Annotated in this window: 14 protein-coding genes and 1 pseudogene; 13 read left to right on the top strand and 2 right to left on the bottom strand. The window is 70.3% G+C overall.

What is annotated here, in order from left to right:
• Window positions 1–204 precede the first annotated feature (204 nt).
• The 10 genes from BS329_RS38140 to BS329_RS38095 all read left to right on the top strand — a co-directional run bounded on the left by BS329_RS38140 (window position 205) and on the right by BS329_RS38095 (window position 11,304).
• Entirely contained in the window at window positions 205–2,169 is a 1,965-nt protein-coding gene (locus BS329_RS38140; protein WP_076168010.1) for a putative RNA-binding protein, read from the top strand.
• Entirely contained in the window at window positions 2,162–3,151 is a 990-nt protein-coding gene (locus BS329_RS38135) for an HAD-IIA family hydrolase (RefSeq protein ID WP_076168008.1), read from the top strand. Before BS329_RS38140 ends, BS329_RS38135 begins: the two co-directional genes overlap by 8 nt.
• Window positions 3,152–3,173: 22 nt before the next feature.
• Window positions 3,174–3,398 (top strand): hypothetical protein, encoded by a 225-nt coding sequence (locus BS329_RS38130; RefSeq protein ID WP_076168006.1) that lies wholly within the window; start codon window positions 3,174–3,176, stop codon window positions 3,396–3,398.
• 4 nt (window positions 3,399–3,402) lie between these two features.
• Window positions 3,403–4,218: a TlyA family RNA methyltransferase gene (locus tag BS329_RS38125; protein WP_076168005.1), complete on the top strand. Its 816-nt coding sequence runs from the start codon at window positions 3,403–3,405 to the stop codon at window positions 4,216–4,218.
• Window positions 4,215–5,126, top strand: a complete 912-nt coding sequence (locus BS329_RS38120) for an NAD kinase (RefSeq protein WP_076168003.1) — start codon at window positions 4,215–4,217, stop codon at window positions 5,124–5,126. The genes BS329_RS38125 and BS329_RS38120 overlap by 4 nt, the downstream gene beginning before the upstream one ends.
• 104 nt (window positions 5,127–5,230) lie before the next feature.
• The gene (recN, locus tag BS329_RS38115; RefSeq protein ID WP_076168020.1) at window positions 5,231–7,027 is read left to right on the top strand and encodes a DNA repair protein RecN; all 1,797 of its coding nucleotides are present in this window, start codon (window positions 5,231–5,233) and stop codon (window positions 7,025–7,027) included.
• Window positions 7,028–7,332: 305 nt separating this feature from the next.
• Window positions 7,333–8,517 carry a putative cytokinetic ring protein SteA gene (steA, locus tag BS329_RS38110; protein ID WP_076168002.1) on the top strand — a complete coding sequence of 395 codons (1,185 nt, stop codon included), beginning with the start codon at window positions 7,333–7,335 and terminating at the stop codon, window positions 8,515–8,517.
• Window positions 8,514–9,461 (top strand): copper transporter, encoded by a 948-nt coding sequence (locus tag BS329_RS38105; protein WP_076168000.1) that lies wholly within the window; start codon window positions 8,514–8,516, stop codon window positions 9,459–9,461. The genes steA and BS329_RS38105 overlap by 4 nt, the downstream gene beginning before the upstream one ends.
• Window positions 9,462–9,676: 215 nt before the next feature.
• The gene (locus BS329_RS38100) at window positions 9,677–10,354 is read left to right on the top strand and encodes a GntR family transcriptional regulator (protein WP_076167999.1); all 678 of its coding nucleotides are present in this window, start codon (window positions 9,677–9,679) and stop codon (window positions 10,352–10,354) included.
• A 23-nt stretch (window positions 10,355–10,377) separates the two neighbouring features.
• A complete protein-coding gene (locus tag BS329_RS38095; protein ID WP_076167997.1) occupies window positions 10,378–11,304 on the top strand; it encodes an aminoglycoside phosphotransferase family protein in 927 nt (308 codons plus the stop codon).
• Between the two features lie 105 nt (window positions 11,305–11,409).
• On the opposite strand, the gene aroA is transcribed toward BS329_RS38095, so the two are convergent.
• Window positions 11,410–12,696: a 3-phosphoshikimate 1-carboxyvinyltransferase gene (gene aroA, locus BS329_RS38090; RefSeq protein ID WP_076167996.1), complete on the bottom strand. Its 1,287-nt coding sequence runs from the start codon at window positions 12,694–12,696 to the stop codon at window positions 11,410–11,412.
• A gap of 88 nt (window positions 12,697–12,784) precedes the next feature.
• Between aroA and BS329_RS38085 the strand changes: the two genes are divergently transcribed.
• Together BS329_RS38085 and BS329_RS38080 are read left to right on the top strand one after the other, a co-directional pair.
• Window positions 12,785–14,488 carry a CTP synthase gene (locus BS329_RS38085; protein WP_076167994.1) on the top strand — a complete coding sequence of 568 codons (1,704 nt, stop codon included), beginning with the start codon at window positions 12,785–12,787 and terminating at the stop codon, window positions 14,486–14,488.
• Window positions 14,485–15,111, top strand: a complete 627-nt coding sequence (locus BS329_RS38080) for an NUDIX domain-containing protein (protein ID WP_076167992.1) — start codon at window positions 14,485–14,487, stop codon at window positions 15,109–15,111. The genes BS329_RS38085 and BS329_RS38080 overlap by 4 nt, the downstream gene beginning before the upstream one ends.
• A gap of 77 nt (window positions 15,112–15,188) precedes the next feature.
• On the opposite strand, the pseudogene BS329_RS42195 reads toward BS329_RS38080, so the two are convergent.
• Window positions 15,189–15,478: pseudogene (locus BS329_RS42195) on the bottom strand (DUF1707 SHOCT-like domain-containing protein).
• A 126-nt stretch (window positions 15,479–15,604) separates the two neighbouring features.
• Here BS329_RS42195 and xerD point away from each other — a divergent pair.
• Complete coding sequence (xerD, locus tag BS329_RS38070; protein ID WP_076167989.1) at window positions 15,605–16,507, top strand: site-specific tyrosine recombinase XerD; 903 nt, start codon at window positions 15,605–15,607, stop codon at window positions 16,505–16,507.
• Window positions 16,508–16,599 lie beyond the last annotated feature (92 nt).

Below are 16,599 nucleotides of genomic sequence, written 5' to 3'. Positions count from 1 at the left end.
TGCAACCGAAGGGTTGTGGGAGAGTAGGACACCGCCGGACTAACTTCAGGACAGGGTCCTGACCAGGGTTGAGAACCTCTGACAGGTTCTCCCCGGTCAGGGCCCTGTCTCTTTTCATGTCCAAGGACGGACTACAGTGGTCCGTTGGCGCGCCCAGTGGGTGTCGCCGGTATCGAAAACTTTTCAATAGTGGCAGGAGGCCAGGTGTCCGAGTTCGGTCGACGTGACTCAGATGATGGCGCGTCCGGCCGGTCGGGCCGCCGGGACGAGAGTCCCCGCGGAGGCCGGTCTGACGCGCAGCGAGGTGACCGGCGTGGTTCCGCCGGCGGCAGGCAGGACCGGGGTGGTCGCGACGGCGGCTATCAGGGCCGTCCGCGCCGTGACGACCGCGGTGCCCGCGGTACGAGCAGCTACCCCGGCAAGCCCGCGCGCAGTGGCGACGGTCCCCGCGACCAGCGCTCCGGCGGCAGCAGGTTCGCCGGCCAGGGGCGCGACGACAACCGTCCGCGCTACAACAACGACGACCGTCGCGGCCCTGGTGCCGGCGACCGTCGTGACGACCGGTCCGGCGCTCGCGACAACGATCGTCGTGGCGGCTACCGCTCCGACGACCGGCGCGACAGCCGGGACAACCGCGGCGACCGTGGTGGTTACCGCTCGGACAACCGCGGTGGCGACAGCCGTGGCGGTGACCGTGGGGGTTACCGCGGCGGTGACAACCGTAGCGACAATCGTGGCGGTGACCGTGGTGGTTTCCGGTCCGACAACCGCGGCGCCGACAACCGCAGCGGCAGTGACCGTGGGGGCTACCGCGGTGGCGACAACCGCGGGAGTGACAGTCGTGGTGGCGACCGCGGCGGATACCGCTCCTCCGACAGCCGTCCCGAGCGTCGCTACGACAACCGCTCCGACAATCGTTCGGACAGCCGTTCCGAAGGTCGGTACGACAAGCGTTCGGACAGCCGCTCGGACAACCGGTCCGAAGGCCGGTACGAGAAGCGTTCCGACAGCCGCCCGGCCCGTTCCGGCTACAGCTCGGACAACCGCGGCCGGTCCGACGACCGCCCGTCCGGCAACCGCTACGAAGGACGCCCCCAGGGCAAGTCGTACGGCGACCGGGACAGCCGGGGCGGCAGTGACGACCGTCATCCGTCCTACCGCGATCGTGACGACCGCGGCGGTTCCCGTACCGGTGGCTACAACAGCGACCGCCGTGACGACAAGCGCCCCTCCTCGGGAGACCGTCGTCCCAGCAGTGGTGGCTACGAGCGCAAGTCCTACGGAGACCGCGACAACCGTCCCGACCGGAGGCCTTCCTCCGATCGCCCGGAGAAGCGCTACGACGACAAGCGTGGCGACTCCCGTGGCGGCGAAGGCCGGTTCGAGCGCAAGCGCGAAGACCGTCCCCAGCGTGACCGTTCCGAGGGCCGCAAGGACTTCCGCGCCACGCCTCGCACCGACGACCGGCCGGTCGACGACGAGACCTTGGCGCGCGAGCTGCTGTCGGCTCCGGAACTGCCCGAGGGCATCGAGTTCTCCGACCTCGACGAAGAGGTCCGCCGCGAACTCCGCACGCTGCCCAAGGCGCTCGCGGAAACCGTCGGCAAGCACCTCGTCGCCGCGGGCGGTCTGATCGACGAAGACCCCGAAGCCGCGATGGAGCACGCCAAGTACGCGAAGGCCAAGGCGTCGCGGGTCCCGATCGTCCGTGAGGCGCTCGGCCTGGTCGCCTACCACTCGGGGCTCTGGTCCGAAGCGCTGTCCGAGCTGCGGGCCGTCCGCCGGATGACCCGGTCGGACGAGCACATCGCGATCATCGCGGACGCCGAGCGCGCCATCGGCCGCCCGGAGCGGGCGCTCGACCTCGCGAAGGAGGTCGACAAGGAGCGTCTCGCGAAGGCGACCCAGATCGAACTCGCGATCGTCGCCGCCGGCGCGCGCCGTGACCTCGGCCAGCTGGACGCCGCCGTCGTCTCCCTGCAGGGCGACGACCTCAAGGCGGAGAAGCGCGACCCGTGGAGCGCACGGCTGTTCTACGCCTACGCGGACAACCTCGCCGCCGCGGACCGCAAGGACGACGCGATCCGCTGGTTCCTGAACGCGGCAGAGGCCGACGAGGAGGACGAGACCGACGCCGCCGAGCGCGCCGCGGAGCTCACGAATGGCTGACGCCCTGTCGGCCGGGTACGACGCGGTCCTGTTCGACCTCGACGGCACGGTCTATCACGGCAGCAAGGTGGTCCCGGGTGCTCCGGAAGCTCTCCGGGCGCTTCGGGACCACGGCACCGTCGTCCGGTGGGTCACGAACAACGCCTCCAAGGCACCCGCGGAGGTTTCGGCGCACCTGGAGGCGCTCGGACTCCCCGCCACCCCCGACGAAGTCCACACGAGCTCTCAGGCCGCCGCCGCCCTGCTGGGCGAGCGGCTGCCTCAGGGCGCCGTCGTACTCGTCGTGGGTACGGCGTCCCTGGCCGCTCAGATCGAGTCGGTGGGGCTGCGGACGGTTCGGGAAGCCGGTCCGGACGTGGCGGCCGTGGTGCAGGGGCATTCTCCGGAGAACACCTGGGCCGCTCTCGCGGAGGCGTGTCTCGCCATCCGCGCGGGCGCGCTGTGGGTGGCGACCAACGTCGACGCGACCCTGCCGACCGAACGCGGTCTGCTGCCGGGCAACGGGTCGATGGTCGCCGCTCTGCGCCACGCCACCGGCGCCGAACCGCTGGTGGCCGGCAAACCGGCACCGCTGCTGTTCACGACGGCGGCGAAGGACGCCGGCGCGGAACGTGCCCTGGTCGTCGGCGACCGGCTGGACACCGACATCGAAGGCGCGGTCGCGGCCGGGATCGACGCGCTCTGCGTCCTCACCGGTGTCGCCGACGCGGCGTCCCTGCTCGAGGCGAGGCCCGAGGAGCGTCCGCGTTACCTCGCACACGACCTGACCGGTCTGAGCGACCGTGCGGATCTGCTCGAGGTCGGACCGAAGGACGGCTGGCGCGTCACCGCACAGGGTGACGTGCTCGAGGCCGAGGGTGAAGGCGACTCCTTGGACCTGTTGCGCGCGTTGTGCGCGGTGGCCTGGGAGTCGGGGATCACCGAGGTCCGTGGTGTGGGCGACACCGCCCGCGCCGCGCTCGGCGAGCTGCGCCTCGCCTGACCAGCGCTGCTAACTTGGTGGGGTGCAAGACCACTTCCACCCCGTTCCGCGGCCTCCGGTACCCGGCCCGCCGCCGGTCCAGGTCGACCAGTTTTCTCCGCAGGACACGGACCCCCGCGCCGGGGTCGACGAGGCCGTCGCCGGTCTCGACGACCTCGCTTCGCTTCCGCTCTCGGAGCACGTCGAACGCTTCGAAGCCGTGCACACCGAGCTGACGGTGGCGCTGTCCACCATCGACAAGGTCTGACCGCGTGCCCAAACGCGCCCGCCTGGACGCGGAGCTCGTCCGGCGGGGTCTGGCCCGCTCCCGCGAGCAGGCGTCCGCGCTGATCGCCGAGGGCAAGGTCAGCGTGCGCGGGATGGTGGCCACCAAACCCGCGACCGGCGTCGAGTCCGGTGCGCCGATCGTGGTGCGCGACGAAGACGACCCGGGCTGGGCTTCGCGCGGCGCGCACAAGTTGCTCGGCGCGCTCGAAGCCTTCACTCCGCAAGGTCTTTCCACCGAAGGAAAGCGTTGCCTCGACGCGGGCGCCTCGACCGGTGGCTTCACGGACGTCCTGCTGCGCAACGGCGCCGCCACGGTGATCGCCGCCGACGTCGGCCGCGGCCTGCTGGACTGGCGCCTGCGCACCGACGGCCGCGTGGTCGTCCTCGACAAGACGAACGTCCGCAACCTGACGCCGGAAGATCTCGACGGTCAGGTCGACCTCGTGGTCGGGGACCTCTCGTTCATCTCGCTCAAACTCGTCCTGCCCGCGCTGGCCGCCTGTGCGCGGGAAGGCGCCGACCTGGTGCCGATGGTGAAACCACAGTTCGAAGTCGGCAAAGACCGGCTCGGCAGCGGTGGCGTCGTCCGTGACCCGGAGCTGCGGGTCGAATCGGTGCTCGGCGTGCTCGCCGAGGCCGGGAAACTGGACCTGAACCTGCGCGGCGTCGTGGCGAGCCCGCTTCCCGGGCCTTCCGGGAACGTCGAATATTTCGTCTGGCTTACCCGCGGTGCGGGGGAGACCGTCGGCACCGATGCCGAACGGCTCGTCCGGACCGCAGTCCTGGAGGGACCCCAATGAGCGATCGCGAGGTGCTGCTCGTCGTGCACCCGGACCGGGACGCGACCCGGGACGCGGCACGCGAGGTTTCGGCCCGTTTCGCCAAGGCCGGTGTGCGGCTGCGGGTACTCGACGAGGACGTCCGGGAAATGCTGGAGGCGGACGGCGGGATCGGCGCGCCCTGCACGGTCATGGCGCCGGAGCAGGACCCGGCCGCCGGGACCGAGCTGGTGTTCGTGCTCGGCGGCGACGGCACGCTGTTGCGGGCCGCCGAACTGGCCAGGCCGAACGGCGTCCCGGTGCTCGGCGTGAACCTCGGCCGCGTCGGATTCCTCGCCGAGGCTGATTCCGACAAGCTGGCCGACACCGTCCAGCGCGCCGTGGACGGCGATTACCAGGTCGAAGAGCGGATGACCGTCGACGTGGTGGTCACCGTCGACGGTGAGGAGACCGTCCACACCTGGGCGCTCAACGAGGCCAGTGTCGAGAAGAGTTCACGGGAGCGGGTGCTGGACGCGCTCATCGAGGTCGATGGCAGGCCCGTGTCATCCTTCGGCTGCGACGGTGTCTTGTGCGCCACTCCGACCGGCTCGACGGCGTACGCGTTCTCCGCGGGCGGGCCGATCATCTGGCCGGACGTGCAGGCGCTGCTGGTGGTGCCGAGCAACGCGCACGCGATGTTCTCCCGGCCGCTGGTCGTCTCGCGTGACTCGGAGATCACCGTCGCCATCGATCCGGACGGCTCTCCGGCCGTCCTGACCTGCGACGGATCGCGGACCTTCGATCTTCCCGCCGGTGCGGCCGTGCGGGTCACCTGCGGCAAGGTGCCGGTGCGCCTGATCCGGCTGTGGGAGGGCCCGTTCACCGACCGGCTGGTGCACAAGTTCTCGTTGCCGATCAAGGGCTGGCGGGAGCGACACGCCCGCTGACCGGTGTTATGAACGGACCGTTTATAACAGAATTTGTTATGAACGGACCGTTCATAACGTGGCGGGTGCAGTAACCGTCGGGGTGGGCCGCTACGGTGGGCGTCGTGCTGGCCGAGATGCGCATCCAGGGCCTCGGAGTCATCGAGGACGCCCTGCTGGAACTGCACGCGGGCTTCACCGTTGTCACCGGTGAGACGGGTGCGGGCAAGACGATGGTCGTCAGCGGGTTGCACCTGCTCTCCGGCGGCCGAGCCGAAGTGTCCAAGGTGCGAACGGGAATGCTGAAGGCCTTCGTGGAAGGCCGATTCGAACTGGGCGGCGCCGAGGGCGCCACCCGGATCGTCACCGACGCCGGGGCGGAGGTCGACGAGGACGGCAGCGTCATCGCGCTGCGCGCGGTCTCGGTCGACGGCCGGTCGCGGGCCCACCTCGGTGGCCGTTCGGTGCCTGTCGGCGTGCTGGCCGACCTGTCCGAGCAGCTGATCGCGGTGCACGGGCAGAACGATCAGCTCCGCCTGCTGCGGCCCGCCGAGCAGCGCGCGGTGATCGACCGGTTCGCCGGTGAGGCCGTCACCGAACCGCTGGAGCGGTACCGCGCGGTCCGGGACGAGTGGCTCGCCGTCGTCGCCGAGCTGACCGAGCGGTCCACCCGCTCTCGTGAGATGGCCCAGCAGGCCGACCTGCTGCGGCACGGTCTCGCCGAGATCGACGCCGTCGCGCCGGAACCCGGCGAGGACACCGATCTCACCGAGCAGATCAAGCGGCTCGCCGCCGTCGACGAACTGCGCGCCGCGTCGAGTGCGGCGCACGCCGCCGTCGCCGGTTCGGCCGACGGTGACCCGGACGCGCCGGGCGCGCTGGGGCTGATCGGGGAGGCGACACGCCACCTGACCGGATCCGAGGACGCCGTGCTGCGCGACCTCGGGCCACGGCTGGACGAAGCTTCGATGCTGTTGTCCGAAGTGAGCGCCGAACTGGGCAGCTACCTCGAAACGCTCGACGCCGACCCCGCGTTGCTGGAGAAGGTGCTCGCGCGCCAGGCCGACTTGAAGCGGCTCACCCGCAAGTACGCGGCCGATGTGGACGGTGTACTGGCCTGGGCCGACGACGCACGCCGCCGGATGTCCACGATGGACACTTCCGAAGAGGCACTGGCCGAACTGGCCTCCCGTCGGGACAAACTCGCGGTGACGCTCGCCGAACACGCGCTCCGCCTGTCGCAGGCGCGGGTCGAAGCCGCCGCCGAGCTGGCCGAGGCGATCACCTCGGAGATGTCCGGACTCGCCATGGGGCAGGCGGAGATCGAGATCACCGTCGAGCGGCGCACCGTGGACGAGAGCGACGCGCACGCGGTGCGGGTCGAGGGCAGGCTCGTGCACGCCGGGCCCGACGGCGTCGACGATGTCGAACTGCTGCTGCGCGCGCACAACGGCGCACCCCCGCTTCCGGTGCACAAGGCCGCTTCCGGCGGTGAGCTTTCCCGCGTGATGCTGGCGATCGAGGTCGTCCTCGCGCACGCCGACACCGTGCAGACGCTGGTGTTCGACGAGGTCGACGCCGGGGTCGGCGGGCGAGCGGCGGTCGAGATCGGCAGGCGGCTGGCGCGGCTGGCGCGCAGTCACCAGGTCCTGGTGGTCACGCACCTGCCGCAGGTGGCCGCGTTCGCCGATCAGCATCTGGTGGTGGACAAGGGCACCAGCGGCGGGGTGACCCGCAGTGGCGTGCGCGTGCTCGAACAATCCGAGCGCGTCGTCGAACTCGCGCGGATGCTCGCCGGGATGGAAAGCACCGAGACCGGCCGGGCGCACGCGGAAGAATTGCTCGCCGTCGCCGAGGCCGACAAGAGCGCGCCGGACAAGCCCAAGGCCCGTCGCGGCGGAAAGCGCAAGAAGGCGAAATAGCGGCGGGTCTGAGTCCGCCCACCGACGACTCGCGGCGTGACCTGGGCATCTCAGGCGTGCAATGCAGGGGCCTTTCATAGCGAAATTCGCGATGAAAGGCTTCTTCATTAGCAGCCGGACAGGTCCAAAGGCCCCTGCACCGGTCCGCTCATCGCCGTCTGCGAGCGCAGGGGAAATCACGCTCCGAAGCCGGGTCGACCCTTCGTGGGACAAGCGGCGTAGCGCGACCGGGTGTGGGTTAATCGGCGTGTTTTCTTCGGCGTGGCGGACGCGGAAGGCCGGGCGAATTTGTCACTATCGGTCGCATGAAGCTCACCGGCTTGCTCACGCGTAACCAAGAGACCCTCCCCGGGATCACCGGCGTCGCCAGGGTCGACAGGCGCACGCGTGAGCTTCTCCGCCGGCTGAGCCCTGGCGACATCGTGGTCCTCGACCAGCTCGATCTTGACCGGTCGACGGCCGATGCCTTGGTGGAGGCCGAAGTCGCGGCGGTGGTGAACGCTTCGCCGTCGATCTCCGGCCGGTTCCCCAACCTCGGCCCGGAAATCCTGCTCGAGGCCGGGATCCCGCTGGTCGATTCGGTCGGCGGTGAACTGCTGCGCAAGGTGAAGGACGGCACCAAACTCCGCCTGCACGAGGGCGTCGTCTACATCGGTGAGCGGCAGCTCGGATCGGGGGTCCAGCAGACGCGTGAGAGCGTCGCGGACCAGATGATCGAGGCCAAGGCCGGAATGTCCACCCAGCTGGAGGCCTTCTCCGCGAACACGATCGAGTTCCTCCGCCGGGAACGCAGCCTCATTCTCGACGGCGTCGGTGTCCCGGAGATCCGGGTTCCGTTGAAGGATCGGCACGCCCTCGTGGTCGCGGGCGGAAACGGGCACGCCGAAGACCTCAAGAAGCTGAAGAAGTACATTTCCGAGCACCGACCGGTGCTGATCGGTGTCGACGCCGGGGCCGACACCCTGCGTGCGCAGGGCTACCAGCCGGACGTCATCGTCGGTGACCCGCACGGGATCGGGGCGGAAACGCTGCGCAGTGGCGGCGAGGTCGTGGTCCCGGCGCAGCCGGACGGCCACGCGCCGGGCGTCGAACGGATCCAGGACCTCGGGATCGGCGCGGTCACCTTCCCCGCCACGGGCAACGCCGAGGACCTGGCGCTGCTGCTGGCCGACGCGCACGAAGCCAGTCTCGTGGTCACCGTCGGTTTCCAGGCGACGCTGCGGGAATTCCTCGACCACGGCCGGTCCGGGTCGAATCCGTCGACGTTCCTCACCAGGCTCAAGCTCGGCACGAAACTGGTCGACGGCAAGGCGGTCGCGACCCTGCACCGCAGCCGGGTGTCGATCGGCGCCATCGTCCTGCTGGTGCTGGCGACCTTGGTGGCCGTCGCGGCCGCGCTGCTCGTCTCCGACGTGGGTTCGGTCTACCTCGACTGGATCCGCGACACCTGGAACTCGTTCATCGCTTGGGGCAAGGGACTTTTCACGTGATTTCACTGCGGTACCACATCGTTTCCATCGCCGCCTGCTTCCTGGCGCTCGCCGTCGGGGTCGTGCTCGGCTCCACGGCGCTGAACGGTTCGCTGCTGTCCGGACTCGCCGGGCAGAAGGAAGATCTGGGCTCCCAGGTGGCGGATCTCGAGGCACAGCGCAATGCGCTGAACGCCCGGCTCGGTGACGCGGACGCGTTCGCCGGGGCGATGGGGCCGAAGGTCGTCGCCGGTCAGCTGGACAAGCGTTCGGTGGTGCTGGTGACCACAGAGGACGCGAAGCCCGCGGACCGCGACGCGCTCAAGCAGCTCGTCGGGCAGGCCGGTGCCGCCGTCACCGGCGAGATCCAGCTGACCGCGGCGTTCTCCGACCCGATGCGGTCCGATCAGCTACGTGACGTCGTGACCCGCTTGCAGCCCGCCGGTGTCCAGTTCCCGACCGCGGGTGACCCCGGCACCCTCGCCGGTGCCCTGCTCGGCTCCGTGGCGTTGCTGAACAAGGACAACGCGCAGCCGCAGTCCACGCCGGTGGAACTGGCGGCCGCGCTCGGCGGGCTCACCGACGGCGGTTTCCTCAAGGCGGGCCAGGACGTCAAGCCCGCACAGCTCGCGATCGTGCTCACCGGCTCCAAGTACACCGGCGACGGCGCCGGTGACCGCGCTTCGACCGTCGCGCGTTTCGCCGCGCAGCTCGACCGCTCCGGCGCGGGCACGGTTCTGGCAGGCGACGCGGGGTCCGCCGACGGCACCGGCGCGATCGGCGTCGTCCGCGCCGACACCTCGGCGACCTCGATCTTGTCCACTGTGGACAACGCGGAGACCGCGGCGGGCCGGGTCACCACGATCATGGCGCTGCGCGAGCAGCTCGAAGGCGGCGCCGGCCGCTACGGCATCGCGGGCAACGCCCAGGCTCCCGCTCCCGGTATCGCCGCCGAAGGCAACTGACCCCCACGCGTTTCGTCCTCTAGTTGCGGTAGTTGCACGTGCAACTACCGCAACTAGAGGACGAAACGCGGTGTTTTGTGTTCCAGAGCCGGGGATCGGGTTCGGCCGCGGTGGACGAGGCGGACCGGATATCACCTCGCGGTGGCTCGTCGTCAATGTTTCTGCCGATAAACTCGGGTCACGAGCTGTCACGGCTGGTTGAGCGAGGGGGACGAGTGGCCGAGGAAGGACCGCGCCAGCCGCTGGCCGCGACTCGGCAACGGGTCCGGGACGAGCTGCGTGAACGGATCCTCACCGGGCGGCTGAAGCCGGGGGACCGGCTCGTCGAACGTGAGCTCGCCGAGGACCTCGGTGTCTCGCGGGTCCCGGTGCGTGAGGCCATCCGGAGCCTGGAGGCCGAAGGCTTCCTCACCGTCCAGTCGCCTCGGCGCATCGTCGTACGCCAGCTGGCGAGGGCCGACGTCGAGGAGCTGTTCGACGTCCGCGAAGCCCTCGAAGGACTCGCCGCGGGGCTGGCCGCCGAGCGGGCGGGCAAACCGGGACTCCGCGCGCTCGAACGCCTGCTCACGGAAGCCGCGCATGCCACCGAAAGCGGCGACCCGGCGCGGATCACCTCGCTCAACACCCGCTTCCACGACGAGATCGTCGCGTTGTCGGGCAACGGCCTGCTGCGCGAGATCCTGCGCCCCCTGGAAGGCAGGCTGCGCTGGCTCACCAGCCAGAACGAGCACTGGGGCGAACTGCTCGGCGAACACCGCTGCCTCTACGACGCGATCGCTTCGGGCGACGCGGACCACGCGCGGACCCACGCCGTCGAACATGTCCGGGTGAACCGCGAAGTCGCCTTGCGGACGTTGTTCCCCGAGGACGGCGGAAAACGCTCCGCGGGCTGAACCGGACATGTCAGACTCCGGGGATGATCACCGACGAACAACGGGCCGCCCGCACCGCGCGGGCGGTGGCCGCCGCGGTCGCCGCGGGCCGCGACCTCGGCCTCACCGTCATCGAACCCGAGGTCCTGTACGACGTTTTCTCCGTCATCGTGCGACTGGCGCCTTCGCCCGTGGTCGTCCGCGTGCCGACCGTGCTGCCGCGCACGACCACCCTGGAGACGCAACTGGCCGACCAGCGACGCGAACTCGCCGTCGCCGCCTGGCTCGGGGAGCAGGGGCTCCGGGTCGTCAAGCCGAGCCCGCTGGTGCCGGTGGAACCCGTGCGGCGCGACGGTTTCGCGATGACGTTCTGGGAGTATATCGAGTTCATCGAGGACGCGAACCTCAGTGCGGAGTACTCGGCCAAGCTCATCGCGAAGCTGCACGCGGCGCTGCGCGAATACCCGGGTGAGCTGGAGTTCCTGAACGGACTCGATCCGTTCATCCCCGACGGTCTCGCCCGGCTCGAAGACCGGCCGGATCTGCTCGACCCCGCCGACCTCGTCCGCGCCCGTCGCGAATGGGAGGTGTTCCGGCCGATGCTCGAATCGGAGGAGGCGTTCGCCAAGGCCTTTCCCGGTGTCACCGTCCAGCCGGTCCACGGCGATTCGCCGGGCTACAACCTGATCGTCACCACCGAAGGCGACCTTTACGCCGACTTCGAACTCGTCCACCGCGGCCCGATCGAGCGCGACCTCGCCTTCACCGGCCCCGAGGGCATCGAGGCGTACAACGCCGCCGCCGGGGAACTCGGTCTGCGCGAGGTCGACGAACGCGTGCTGCGGACCTTCGAAGCGGTGGGCCTGCTGCAGGTGGTCGCGTGTCTGTCGATGGCGCCCGAGCTGCCGATGCTCGTCGACGGCCTCAAGCCGATGATCGACCAGTGGCGGGAAACACCCTTCCCCGGCTAGGGCCGCGCGCGCGTTTCTTTTCGGCCGGAGGCCTCGGAATCGCGGAGGCGGGCCGCTGACATGGCTGGCTGCGGAAATCCGAAAGCGCACCTCGAGAGACACCGGCTAGCCGAGCATCGCGGTCCAGGCTTCGGCGAATCCGGGGTAGGTCTTCCCGACCGTCCCCGGATTCTCCACCTCGACGCCTTCGACCTTCAGCCCCAGCACCGCGGCCGCCATCACGAGCCGGTGGTCGTCGTAGGTGCGGAACTTCCCGCCGTGCAGCGGCGCCGGCGTGATACGCAGCCCGTCTTCGGTCTCGCGGACGTCCGCGCCGAGCGACGACAGTTCGGTGGCGAGCGCGGTCAGCCGGTCGGTCTCGTGGCCGCGCAGATGCGCCACCCCGGAGACGACCGACGGGCCCTCGGCGAGGCACAGCAGCGCGGCGATCACCGGGGTGAGTTCGCCGACCTCGTGCAGGTCCAGTTCGACGCCGGGGATCGTGCCGCCGCCGGTGACCGTCAGGCCGCCCGCGTCGAGTTCGGCGGTCCCGCCGAGGACGGGCACCAGGCTGCGGAGCCAGTCGCCCGGCTGAGTCGTCTGGTGCGGCCAGCCCGCGATCCGCACCGTGCCGCCGGTCGCGAGCGCCGCGGCGACGAACGGGGCGGCCGTCGAGAGATCCGGCTCGACGACGTACTCGGGGCAGGAAAGCCGTGTCGGGGCGACGTGGAATTCGGCGCCCTCACGGTCCACAGTGGCGCCGAAGCGGCGCAGCATCTCCACGGTCATCGCGATATGCGGTTCGCTGGGCACCGGGCCGCCGACCAGGCGCACGGTGACACCCTGCTGGAACGACGGTCCCGCGAGCAGCAGCGCGGACAGGAACTGGCTCGACGCCGAGGCGTCCAGATCGACCTTGCCGCCCCGCAAACCGCCTTCGCCGTGGACGGTGAACGGCACCGCGTCACGGCGGTCGTCGTCGATGCGCGCGCCGAGGCCGCGCAGCGCCTTCAACAGCGGACCGATGGGACGGCGCCGGAGAGCCTCGTCCCCGTCGAACAGTGCCGGGCCGGTGCCCAGCGCGGCGAGCGCGGGGGTGAACCGGGCGACCGTGCCCGCGTTGCCGAGTTCCACCCGGACGGTCTCGTCGGGATGGACGCGGCCGGGGCCGAGCGGGTGCACGAGATAGCCGCCGATGCTGCCCTGCGAGTGGGCGCCCAGCGCGTAGATCGCGCCGAGCATCAGCCGCGCGTCCCGCGAGTCGAGCGGGGCCCGCACCCGCGTCGGCGCGCTGGCGAGCGCGGCGAGGACATAGGCCCGGTTGGTGATCGACTTCGAGCCGGGGACGCGGATGTCCGCGTCGAGCGGGCCTTCCGCGACCGGTGCGGTCCAGGTGTCGTGCGCGTCTGTCACGCCGCGAGGGTAGCGGTTTTCCACTCCATCGGACGCTTGCGGCGTGGCCGGTGAGCGCCTCGGCGGGCGTGGGATAAGGTGGAAGCCCGTGGGACTTCAGTCGCGGGCTACCAAGTATGTCTTTGTCACCGGAGGCGTCGCCTCCTCTCTGGGTAAGGGACTCACGGCTTCCAGCCTGGGTCAGCTCCTTACCGCACGTGGGCTCCGGGTCACGATGCAGAAGCTGGATCCGTACCTCAACGTCGATCCAGGCACGATGAACCCGTTCCAGCACGGTGAGGTGTTCGTCACCGACGACGGCGCCGAAACCGATCTGGACATCGGGCACTACGAGCGTTTTCTCGACCGGGCTCTCGACGGCAAGGCCAACGTCACCACCGGGCAGGTCTACTCCGAAGTCATCGCCAAGGAGCGCCGTGGTGAGTACCTCGGCGACACCGTGCAGGTCATCCCGCACATCACCGACGAGATCAAGTCCAGGATCACCGCCGCGGCGGGCGCGGACGAGGACGGGAACAGCCCGGACGTCGTGATCACCGAGGTCGGCGGCACCGTCGGCGACATCGAGTCGCTGCCGTTCCTGGAGGCCTGCCGTCAGGTCCGCCACGACGTCGGCCGTGATCAGTGCTTCTTCCTCCACGTCTCGCTGGTGCCGTACCTCGCGCCGTCGGGGGAGTTGAAGACCAAGCCGACCCAGCACTCGGTCGCCGCGCTGCGCAACATCGGCATCCAGCCCGACGCGCTCGTCTGCCGCGCCGACCGGGAGCTGCCGGAGGACCTCAAACGCAAGATCGGCCTGATGTGCGACGTCGACACCGAGGCCGTCATCGCCTGCCCCGACGCTCCGTCGATCTACGACATCCCGAAGGTGCTGCACCGTGAGGCGCTCGACGCCTACGTGGTGCGCCGTCTCGGGCTGCCGTTCCGCGACGTCGACTGGACGGTGTGGGGTGACCTGCTCGACCGCGTCCACAACCCGTCGGAGACGGTGCGGGTCGCGCTCGTCGGCAAGTACATCGATCTGCCGGACGCCTACCTGTCGGTGACCGAGGCGCTGCGTGCGGGCGGCTTCGCCCACCGCGCCAAGGTCCAGATCTCCTGGGTCCCCTCGGACTCCTGCGAGACCCCGGCCGGTGCCGCGGCCGCGCTGTCCGATGTGGACGGTGTGCTGGTGCCGGGCGGGTTCGGCGTGCGCGGGATCGAGGGCAAGGTGGGCGCCATCGCCTACGCCCGCACCCACGGGCTGCCGCTGCTGGGTCTGTGTCTCGGCCTGCAGTGCATGGTGATCGACGCGGCCAGGAACCTGGCCGGGATCGAGGACGCGAACTCGGCCGAGTTCGACGACGCGAGCGCGAACCCGGTCATCTCCACGATGGCCGACCAGCGCGACGTCGTCGCGGGCGAACGCGACATGGGCGGCACGATGCGGCTCGGCGCCTACATCGCCAAGCTCAAGCCGGGCTCGCAGGTCGCGAAGGCGTACGGCAGCACCGAGGTCTCCGAGCGGCACCGTCACCGCTACGAGGTCAACAACGCCTACCGCAAGCGCCTTTCCGAGGCCGGTCTGGTGTTCTCGGGCACGTCGCCCGACGACCACCTTGTCGAGTTCGTGGAGCTGCCCGCCGACAAGCACCCGTTCTTCGTCGGCACCCAGGCGCACCCGGAGCTCAAGAGCCGCCCGACCCGCCCGCACCCGCTGTTCAGCGCGTTCGTCAAGGCCGTCGTGGACCGCAAGGTCGCCGAGCGGCTGCCGGTCGAGCTGCCCGAGGCCCCTCAGACGGTGGCCCGGTGACCGAACCCGGCAAGCACGAGTTCACCGTGGCGTCCACAAGGGACGTCCACATCGGACGGGTCGTCGGGCTGCGGGTCGACGAGGTCGTGATGCCCGGCGGTGGCACCGCGCGGCGTGAGGTCGTCGAACACCTCGGCGCGGTCGCCGTCGTCGCGCTGGACGCGGACGGCGCGGTCACGCTCATCCACCAGTACCGCCACCCGGTCGGGCGGCGGCTGTGGGAACTGCCCGCCGGTCTGATCGACAAGGCGGGGGAGGACCCCGTCGGCGCGGCGAAACGCGAGCTGGTCGAGGAGGCCGGGCTCAGCGCCGAGCGCTGGGAGACCCTCGTCGACGTCGCGGCGTCGCCCGGGTTCACCGACGAGGTCGTGCGCGTCTACCTCGCCAGGGAACTGTCCGAAGTGGACAGGGAGGTCCTCGGCGAGGAGGAGGCCGATCTCGTCACGGCGAAGTTCCCGCTCGCCGAGGCCGTCCGGATGGCGCTGGCCGGTGAGCTGGTGAACGGGGCGACCGTCGGCGGTGTGCTGGCCGCGCACGCGGTGCTCACGGGCGCCGCTTCGACGCGGCCGTCGGACGCGCCTTGGGAGGACCGGCCGACGAAGTTCGCTTCGCGCTCTCTCTAGATCGTTCCAAGTCCGTGAAGGACTCCTTGACAAGGAGTCCTTCACAGACGCCGGACCCCTTCAGGACACGCCAGGGCTCAGTCGTGGCGCAGGCGGCCCCGCGAGTCGGTGCCGCACGTGACCACCACGACCGCCGGCTGGGCGAGCGCGAGCCCGGCGTGGCCGGTGTAGAACCGCCCGGTCACGAACGGCAGCACGATTTGCAGCACCCCGGCGGCGACCTTAGCGGCGCGGGCAGGTCCTGGAAGAGCGGCCGGAGTTCGCCGAGCGTCACGGCCTCGTACTCGTCCGGCGTCAGCCTTCCCTGGCTGTAGTGGTCGGCGAGCAGCCGCGCCGCCTCCTCGCGCTCGGCGGTGCCGACGCGCATCTCCTCCGAAGAGATGGTCTCAAGGTATCCCGTTCACACCTGCGACGCGGTACGCGCGGCGAACCCCCGAACAGGTCACGATCGTCCTAGAGTGTCCGTGTGTCACGGGCTGCCGGAGTCGCCCAGGTGGTCGCCGCTTACCTCGACCACCTGGTGGTCGAGCGCGGAACCGCGAGGAACACCCTCGACAGCTACTCCCGCGATCTGCGCCGGTACACCGCGTACCTCGGCGGCGCCGACGTCGAGCGATTCACCGACGTCACCCCCGCGCACGTCACCTCGTTCGGTGCCGCGCTGCGTGAAGGCGACGAAGAACATCGGCCGCTGGCCGCGTCCTCGGCGGCTCGCGCGCTTGTCGCGGTGCGGGGGCTGCACAAGTTCGCGCATGCCGACGGCATCACCGAAGACGATCCGGCCCGCGAGGTCCGGCCGCCCGCCGCGGCGAAGCGGCTGCCCAAGGCGTTGCCGGTGCACGACGTGCTGCGACTCTTGGAAACGCCGTCACCGGAAGGGGAGCGGCCGCTGCGGGACCGGGCCCTGCTGGAGCTGCTGTACTCCACCGGCGCCCGGATTTCCGAAGCCGTCGGGCTCGACGTCGACGACATCGACGACGCCGAACGGACCGTGCTGCTCGACGGGAAGGGCGGCAAGCAGCGCATCGTGCCGATCGGCCGTCCCGCGCTCGAAGCGGTGCACGCCTACCTCGTCCGCGCGCGGCCGGTGCTGGCCACGCACGGCAGGGGGACACCGGCGATGTTCCTGAACGCCCGCGGCTCCAGGCTTTCCCGGCAGAGCGCGTGGCAGGTTCTCAAGGACACGGCGGAATCCGCGGGCATCACGGCGGGCGTCTCCCCGCACACCCTGCGCCATTCCTTCGCCACGCATCTGCTCGAAGGCGGCGCCGACGTCCGCGTCGTGCAAGAACTGCTGGGCCACGCTTCGGTGACCACCACCCAGGTGTACACGCTGGTCACGGTCAACACACTCCGCGAGGTCTACGCGACAGCACACCCCCGCGCGCTCGGCTAATCGACCCTGTCGGTCACGGCGAGCCTCTTTGGCTCGATTCGCGAATCGCGCATAGGCTGCCGAGGATCCTGCCGAAGAGGAGCTTTCGCGTT

The sequence above is a fragment of the Amycolatopsis coloradensis genome (assembly GCF_001953865.1).
Classification (GTDB): Bacteria; Actinomycetota; Actinomycetes; order Mycobacteriales; family Pseudonocardiaceae; genus Amycolatopsis; species Amycolatopsis coloradensis.
Note: the sequence above shows the minus strand (reverse complement) of the source record. Positions and strands in the feature narration are given on the sequence as shown.

Coding starts and splice junctions, on each gene's coding strand:
- BS329_RS38095 (WP_076167997.1), top strand. CDS start 10,378: ATGATCACCGACGAACAACGGGCCGCCCGCACCGCGCGGGCGGTGGCC.
- steA (WP_076168002.1), top strand. CDS start 7,333: ATGAAGCTCACCGGCTTGCTCACGCGTAACCAAGAGACCCTCCCCGGG.
- BS329_RS38120 (WP_076168003.1), top strand. CDS start 4,215: ATGAGCGATCGCGAGGTGCTGCTCGTCGTGCACCCGGACCGGGACGCG.
- BS329_RS38135 (WP_076168008.1), top strand. CDS start 2,162: ATGGCTGACGCCCTGTCGGCCGGGTACGACGCGGTCCTGTTCGACCTC.